Annotated in this window: 13 protein-coding genes; all 13 read right to left on the bottom strand. The window is 50.6% G+C overall.

From position 1 onward, the window contains the following. Positions 1–332: hypothetical protein (locus ACKI4H_RS13470; RefSeq protein ID WP_407306554.1), on the bottom strand; the 332-nt coding region annotated here is incomplete at its 3' end. 12 nt (positions 333–344) lie between these two features. Next, positions 345–515: a hypothetical protein gene (locus ACKI4H_RS13475; RefSeq protein ID WP_407306556.1), complete on the bottom strand. Its 171-nt coding sequence runs from the start codon at positions 513–515 to the stop codon at positions 345–347. A 77-nt stretch (positions 516–592) separates the two neighbouring features. Continuing rightward, the gene (locus tag ACKI4H_RS13480) at positions 593–859 is read right to left on the bottom strand and encodes a hypothetical protein (RefSeq protein WP_407306558.1); all 267 of its coding nucleotides are present in this window, start codon (positions 857–859) and stop codon (positions 593–595) included. A gap of 3 nt (positions 860–862) precedes the next feature. Beyond that, positions 863–1,237: a hypothetical protein gene (locus tag ACKI4H_RS13485; RefSeq protein ID WP_407306560.1), complete on the bottom strand. Its 375-nt coding sequence runs from the start codon at positions 1,235–1,237 to the stop codon at positions 863–865. A 69-nt stretch (positions 1,238–1,306) separates the two neighbouring features. Continuing rightward, positions 1,307–2,095 (bottom strand): ATP-binding cassette domain-containing protein, encoded by a 789-nt coding sequence (locus ACKI4H_RS13490; RefSeq protein WP_407306562.1) that lies wholly within the window; start codon positions 2,093–2,095, stop codon positions 1,307–1,309. Between the two features lies 1 nt (position 2,096). Then, a complete protein-coding gene (locus ACKI4H_RS13495) occupies positions 2,097–2,396 on the bottom strand; it encodes a hypothetical protein (protein ID WP_407306564.1) in 300 nt (99 codons plus the stop codon). A 10-nt stretch (positions 2,397–2,406) separates the two neighbouring features. Continuing rightward, positions 2,407–2,811: a hypothetical protein gene (locus tag ACKI4H_RS13500; protein ID WP_407306566.1), complete on the bottom strand. Its 405-nt coding sequence runs from the start codon at positions 2,809–2,811 to the stop codon at positions 2,407–2,409. 54 nt (positions 2,812–2,865) lie between these two features. Continuing rightward, on the bottom strand, positions 2,866–3,564 hold the full coding sequence (locus ACKI4H_RS13505; RefSeq protein WP_407306569.1) for an ABC transporter permease: 699 nt from the start codon (positions 3,562–3,564) through the stop codon (positions 2,866–2,868). Between the two features lie 90 nt (positions 3,565–3,654). Continuing rightward, positions 3,655–3,879 (bottom strand): hypothetical protein, encoded by a 225-nt coding sequence (locus ACKI4H_RS13510; RefSeq protein WP_407306572.1) that lies wholly within the window; start codon positions 3,877–3,879, stop codon positions 3,655–3,657. Position 3,880: 1 nt separating this feature from the next. Beyond that, complete coding sequence (locus tag ACKI4H_RS13515; protein WP_407306574.1) at positions 3,881–4,054, bottom strand: hypothetical protein; 174 nt, start codon at positions 4,052–4,054, stop codon at positions 3,881–3,883. 10 nt (positions 4,055–4,064) lie between these two features. Then, complete coding sequence (locus ACKI4H_RS13520; protein WP_407306577.1) at positions 4,065–4,256, bottom strand: superinfection immunity protein; 192 nt, start codon at positions 4,254–4,256, stop codon at positions 4,065–4,067. Positions 4,257–4,294: 38 nt separating this feature from the next. After that, positions 4,295–5,947, bottom strand: a complete 1,653-nt coding sequence (locus tag ACKI4H_RS13525) for an OmpA family protein (protein WP_407306580.1) — start codon at positions 5,945–5,947, stop codon at positions 4,295–4,297. A 128-nt stretch (positions 5,948–6,075) separates the two neighbouring features. Beyond that, on the bottom strand, positions 6,076–6,426 hold a 351-nt coding region (locus tag ACKI4H_RS13530; RefSeq protein WP_407306583.1), incomplete at its 5' end, for a hypothetical protein.

Raw genomic sequence — 6,426 nt, forward strand, 5'->3', positions numbered from 1 at the left:
CTCGTGTTGCATGCCTTGACGATGTCCTGGGTCATCGGCCAGTTGGTACCAGTCTTTTGCCCCGAGGCGATGCCGGCGCCAGGCAGCTTACCCGTTGGCGCTGCGTGTTCAGGCTCTGCTGCAGTGAGAACTGGAGCGTCGTCGCGCTGACGGTCTTCGTCGATCTGTTTTTGAACTTCAGCTTTGCCCTTGATGAGTTCAGCTGGGTCGTTCTGCACGATCTCAGCGTCCTCCTTGGTTTTGTGCGGCATGAATTTATAGGCTGCGAAACCTACGCCGCCAACAATGGCGGCCACGATCAGTGCTTTCGGAAGTGCTTTGAGCTTTGCCATTTTGACGTCTCCTTAGACGTAGAACTTCGGGTCGAGCTGACGGACTTCGTCGAACTGCATCGACGTGGTGTCCACGGAGGTACCGCGGTACTTCATGTGATACTGGGCGCGGAGAGCCATGTCGAGCTTGCTGACATCTTTTAATTCGCGCGCCGCCCCCAATTGCCCTTCAATCGTCATCATCTTTTAGTTACTCCAATCATCGTTTAGTGGGTACATTTTAACCTGCATCAATACAAAAGGACACCTTAAAATGCAGGTTAAGGCAAACCGACCTCAATCATGAATCCCAAGATCGTGAGGCTGTAAATCTTCAGGCTTGGGTCATCCCTGTCCTGTTCAATGTTGATGCTAAACACCTTGAACAGCTTTGCATCGTTCTTCTGCAAGGTTTGATACCACAGCTCCTTCGCAAGGGCGATACGAAGGAGCATGAAGCGAGTGATGATGGTGTAATCAAACACCAACCAGTTTTTGTTGCCAGAATTTGAGCTGGTATCGGCGTGGATATTTTTCTTGATCTTCATCTCTTATCCAATCCAGCAAATGCGAATCGTGCGATCTGGCTTTGCTTTGTGCGTCTTGCGGTCGTAGCGGCCTTTTTCGACACGTTCACAGATATACAGTTGAAGTGCCAGTTGCTTGCCGTCCTTCGAGATCATATATTCGTTGTCGATCAACGAGATCACATACTGCATCGCGTCAGCCTTCGAGACTGCCACCGAACCAAAGAAGCGCTTAGGGATGCAATGATCAGGATCGCCGATGATCATTGCGTCATGGTACGTGCTGATACGGCAGCTGTAGGAATAGTTGATGACGGCAAGGGCCTGTTCACGGGTTTCGCAGAGGTAGATGGTCCTCCAATCTTCCTTGATACCTTCCGGCATGTCTTTCTTAGCCATGTTTTTACTCCTTAAATTTGTGATCCGATAAGAAGATTATATCAAATATAAGGAGGAATGTACACAGCTTTATAGCGTCTTGAACAATTCACGGAGTTCCATCAAGAGCGGAATAAAACTTGGGTGCTTTTCGATGTTTGGTTGCCAAGCAATGCCCATCGCCATGAGGTCATACTGGCGAACGATCGTCGCGCCAGGCTTTCCTTCTTCACGACCCAAAATCCAGATGGTGTCAGCAATCATCATCGACGACTCAAGATCGTGGGTGGTGAAAATTGTGGTGTTTAGCTCGTCCACAAGGTTCACCTCATTGATAAGGGCGCAGACCTTGTCCTTTGCGATGACATCAAGACCTGAGAACGGTTCGTCCATCAACAAGAAGTGCCGTGAACTCAGCATCTGCTGAATGATGGCGACGCGCTGGCGCTGACCACCCGACAACTGGACAGGGTACTTGTCACTCTGATCATCGAGACCGAAGCGATGCAGTAACTCCATAACCCGTTTTACATCAGCGCAGACTAGCTCGAGGTTACCCCTTATTGTACGGTGAGCTAGAAGTGGATAGGACTGTTGCACGACGCCAACCTCGCCCGTCACAACTGGACGTTTCTCGGGAGTAAGCATTACCTTGCCACTCGTGGGCGCTTGCATGCCTGCGATGCAGCGGAAGAGCTGGGTCTTGCCGATGCCCGATGGACCAAGTAACGCAATGCACTGGCCTTGATGCACATCATCACGAGTCACGTTGTCCACGTGAACGTTGATATCGCGAAGAACGATCTTGTCACCATACGAGAGGTTCAAACCCTCTATGCTGAGGAGACGTTCTTCCATCTTGTAGGGGATTGGTGCCATGTTAAATCCTCTTTGGTGAGAAGCGCAAGTACGCCTTGTATGTTTCGCAATAACCAGGCGCATCGTACTCAACGTTCCATCCCTCTGACTTGTAGATTTGTTGAACTTTACTAATCCAGTTGGGGACGATGGTAGCTTGGGTCTTGGAACTAATTCGTTCCTCGATATCTTTCTGGAGAAGGTTAAAGCTCCCATTTCCATTGAAATTTTCTTTGATGAGGTCATTAACAGCCTCGATCACGAAGTCTGGAATTGCCAGGTTTTCTTTGGCTTCTTGTGGGCTCAGTGGTTTGATTGTCATCACAGGTCCTTTACAGATATCTGTAGTTCTTGCGGATAAAGGTGGAGATTTTCTTGAAGTCCCACTTCGCTTCGTCGTTCAGGACAGTCATGCTGCCCGCAGTACGCTGCTCCACCTTATCACTGACATCGTACGTTGGCTTCCTGTCAACAGGAAACTTGTCAAATGAACCATAACCGTTGAGGTCCTGCATGCCGGCCCACTTGATAACGTCTAATGGCAACGACATAGACTCACCAAGGTACTTGTGCGACTCTTGTTGCTCTGCTGCGATTTCCGGGTGCGCCTGCGCATGCAGGTTGCACAGGACACCGAGACAGCAGAAACCATTCATATCACGAAGTGCACCTTTGGTCTGCATGTATTCGCCGCTCCGAAGAGCGTCAATCCATTTCATTGCGATGCTGTAGCGCATGTGATTCTCCTTTGTTAAGGTCCAATTATATTCTTCTACCGAGGTGCCAGAGGCTCACGAGTCACTCCGATTTAGTCGTGTGTATGGGCATACAGCAAACCGAATGGCATTCAACATCATGTCCTGAATGATGCCGTATGCGAGGATGGTCAGCTGAATGGCGAACACCGCACTAAGGTTGAAGTACTTGCCTTGAATCAAGAGCATGGCACCGATACCACCATCGCTTCGCACGAGCCCTTCTACAAAGACGACCAACGTCCAACCAATGGCAGCATTTTGGCGGAGCAGGTCGAGCATGGTGTGAAGGCGGCCGCGAATTACGATCTCATATGTGATTCTCCAGCCACGAAGCCCGAGGGACCGAGCGTAGTCGATTGACTCCAGTGGAATCCCCTTTACTTCGTCGACAGTCGATCGGGTTAGAAAGACTGTCATGCCGAAGGTGAGCAACGCCAACTTCAAGTTCTGGCCATTTGACGTCCATAAGGTGAAGAGGAACGTGAGACCTGCAAAGCCGAGAAAACGCATCGAAGCGATGAAGGTGCCCACAGGTTTAAAGAGGTCCGCTGTCGTGAGGTACGCGACGCCGAAGGAAATTAGTGCTGACAGGATCAGCGCCTCCCAAATTACAACAACGGACCGAAACAGTTCAAGCAGAAGTCCTTGCTCGAGGGCGAGCTTGTTCCATGCTTGGAAAATTGACGTAGGTGATGGGATACCGGCGGCGTTTGGCAAGGCGATCCAGATCACTACAAGAATTGCGAGTTGTATTGTCGCTAGAAACTTTAAGCTAAAGCGACGTCCAGTTGTGAATGGCTTAATAAGAGATGAGAACATAGGTTACTTTCTAAGGGCGCGTGATATCGCAAATGCTAAGAAAAAGATTACTTGGCAGAAGCCAAGCACCACAAGAAGAGCCTTGAGACTTAAAAGTCCTGAGAAGGTAGAATCTAAGAACACAACCAACATGAAGGGAATGTACCAGCCAAACACCAGGATCGTAAACACAACAAACCGTTTTGGCTCTTTCAATGAATCAAACCAGTTGGAAAGAAGAATAAGCATCTCATTTTCCAGTCACTGTGTTTAACAGTTCACGGTGAAGATCTTCAAGCGCGCTCATGTGCCCATCAGGGATGTTATAACCTTCATCGTTTGATACATCCGAGATCATAGAGAACAGATCGTTCAAGCTATCGATAACCCGCAATGCACCTTCTTTTTCCTTCTTCTTTGACATGCCATCCTCCTTATGCGATCCGTTTTTCTTTAGCGATAGGCCAGATCGCCCATAGAAATGAAATCCCATAACCGAGAACTGTCCAACCAAATAAGATGTTCACAATCATGATGCGTAGAATATCTGGATGTCGCCGAGCGAAGGCAATCATGATAGGGATATTGTAGACCAAAATAGCCACAAGAATTTTTAGAATAATCATGATTGCCTCCTTTGGGGGAGTTTTACTCCCCATAGTTTTTAGTTTGAGTACAGGACGATCTCGACACGGCGGTTTTGCGCGTCGTTGCCGATTGGTTGGGTATCACCGTACCCGCGAGTGGTGATTCGTTCGCTCGGGAAGTTTGACCCGGCGTTTGCCATCAAGAACTTCTTCACAGCTTCAGCTCGCTGCTTTGACAGGGCCAGGTTTGATTCAGGATTGCCCGTGCGGTCAGTGTGGCCATTGATCTGCACGACCATGTTCGATACCGCAATCTGGTCGAGCAACTCATTCAGTACCGCGACCGAGGCAGGCTTGAAGCTGCTTTTGCCAGTATCGAACTCGATGCTGTACGATTTGTTCGCGACAGCTTGACCGTGCTGACCAGCGGTGTAGGTAGGAGTCGCGGCCGCCTGCACATTGACCGTCGAGTTCTTTAACAGACCTTCGAGGTACGTGGTGTTCACGACATTCTCGTAGGGCACCAACTTCGGCAGGTTGTCTGGAAAGTACTTGACCGCGATGTTACCATAGACAGTGTAGACCTTCTTGTAAAGGTTGTCTGCGCCCTTCAGGCCGAAGAGGAAGGCATTGTCGGCCAAGCCATTCGTCGTCGAGCCGCCCAGAGAAACACCATTCTCGGTCGTGCCCTTGAAGTACTTGGCCCAATAGTTCGCGTCCTGCTCGCCGTAAACCTTGGCTTCGACTGCCGCGGCCTTCATGAGGGCCTGGTCATTCGAGCGGACAAGCTCGCCGCCTTCGAAGGCCGCGGCCAGGAAGGCCTTGACGATGTCAGGGTGAGCTGCCATCCATTGCTTGTTGCCGATCACGACCGCCGGCATCTGCCATGCATATTCCTTGGTTGAGGCAAGGACCTTGATGTTACCGCGCTTCGTCGCAACCTTCACATCACCTGGGGTCCAGGTCGCAGTGCCATTGATCGGGTGCCCACGGTCATTAGCGTTCGCGATGAACTTTTCATCGGCTTCGTCAAAGGACGATACCCCAACGAAGTTCATCGCTTCAGGGTCATAGGTCTTCGGGTCCGAATTGACTTTGATGCCGTTGTCGGCTGCGTACTTGATGCAGATATTGATGTCACCGTCACCGAGAACGCCAGCGATCAGGGAACCTTGTGGTTTTGCGTTCTTGTCGATGATGCACTTGTCTTCTCCGCGGCTGTAGCCCAGAGCGCCGACCACTTCAACCGACTGGTCGAACTGCTTGAGCGCCTCATTGGCGCCCTTTGCGAAGGCCGGGAAACCGTCACCCATGATCACGACGAAATGGGCGCCGGTCGAGCTATCCTTGGCAAACGAAGCCAGGTCAGCGATCATCTTCGTGTAGTCATCTTGGCGCTGTACGCGCACCTTCAGACCACGTTTCGCCATCAGCGAATCTGGGGTGGTGTCCTGCCCGCCGTTTGCGTAGTGCATGCCAGAGGTCGCGTTCCATGCGAGAGTCTCGACGCGAATCGTTTCGCTTGAGTTCACCGAAGCCGTGTTGATCGTACCGCTCGACGCTGGAGCCGAGCCACCTGCACCAGGCAGGTCGATCTTGTCAGGGACCGATGCTTCGATCGTCGACTTTGGTTTGAAGTAGCCCTTGTTCATGGCAAAGTGGGCACCATAGCCGAGACCGCCGATAACTGTCAGAACGAGAAGTGCTTTTGGTAATGGTTTTAATTTCATTTTATTTCCTTCAAAAGTTGAATAAACTTAAGCCCTGTCAGACTTTTCTTTTCCTGCGTTGTGCTCTCTTGATGGAGCGATAAAGTGCCGATGGAGTCATTATACACCATCGGCCAGGTTCATGTCACTTATTTGTCATTTTTGTTCAGGAGCTGCGAGTAGTCGAACTGCGCAGCCGGCACCCCGATTCCTTGATTCAAGGTCGAAGTATTGATTTGTTGCTCAAGCATCTGTTGCTTGTGGCTGCCCAGCAGAATCGAATCGGCCTTATTCTCCCATTCCTGCAGCTTCTTCAGGGCTGATTCCTCGTACACGCCGTTCTGGAGGTCCAGGCCTTCCACGAAGCCCTTCGAGTTCTCGATGAAGTTTTCGATCTCGCCCATCTTCATGCCATAGTCGTTGACTACGTATTCCATGGCCTGGTCAAACAGTTCCTTCTGGTCAGTGCCACCCATCAGGATCTTCTTGGCCGTCGACAT

Origin of the sequence: Acinetobacter sp., from assembly GCF_045628685.1 — a bacterium.
Classification (GTDB): domain Bacteria; phylum Pseudomonadota; class Gammaproteobacteria; order Pseudomonadales; family Moraxellaceae; genus Acinetobacter.

What these genes read in the sequence shown, in the direction of transcription:
- ACKI4H_RS13475 (WP_407306556.1), bottom strand. Translation starts at nt 515, where the DNA reads ATGATGACGATTGAAGGGCAATTGGGGGCGGCGCGCGAATTAAAAGAT.
- ACKI4H_RS13480 (WP_407306558.1), bottom strand. Translation starts at nt 859, where the DNA reads ATGAAGATCAAGAAAAATATCCACGCCGATACCAGCTCAAATTCTGGC.
- ACKI4H_RS13485 (WP_407306560.1), bottom strand. Translation starts at nt 1,237, where the DNA reads ATGGCTAAGAAAGACATGCCGGAAGGTATCAAGGAAGATTGGAGGACC.
- ACKI4H_RS13490 (WP_407306562.1), bottom strand. Translation starts at nt 2,095, where the DNA reads ATGGCACCAATCCCCTACAAGATGGAAGAACGTCTCCTCAGCATAGAG.
- ACKI4H_RS13495 (WP_407306564.1), bottom strand. Translation starts at nt 2,396, where the DNA reads ATGACAATCAAACCACTGAGCCCACAAGAAGCCAAAGAAAACCTGGCA.
- ACKI4H_RS13500 (WP_407306566.1), bottom strand. Translation starts at nt 2,811, where the DNA reads ATGCGCTACAGCATCGCAATGAAATGGATTGACGCTCTTCGGAGCGGC.
- ACKI4H_RS13510 (WP_407306572.1), bottom strand. Translation starts at nt 3,879, where the DNA reads ATGCTTATTCTTCTTTCCAACTGGTTTGATTCATTGAAAGAGCCAAAA.
- ACKI4H_RS13515 (WP_407306574.1), bottom strand. Translation starts at nt 4,054, where the DNA reads ATGTCAAAGAAGAAGGAAAAAGAAGGTGCATTGCGGGTTATCGATAGC.
- ACKI4H_RS13520 (WP_407306577.1), bottom strand. Translation starts at nt 4,256, where the DNA reads ATGATTATTCTAAAAATTCTTGTGGCTATTTTGGTCTACAATATCCCT.
- ACKI4H_RS13525 (WP_407306580.1), bottom strand. Translation starts at nt 5,947, where the DNA reads ATGAAATTAAAACCATTACCAAAAGCACTTCTCGTTCTGACAGTTATC.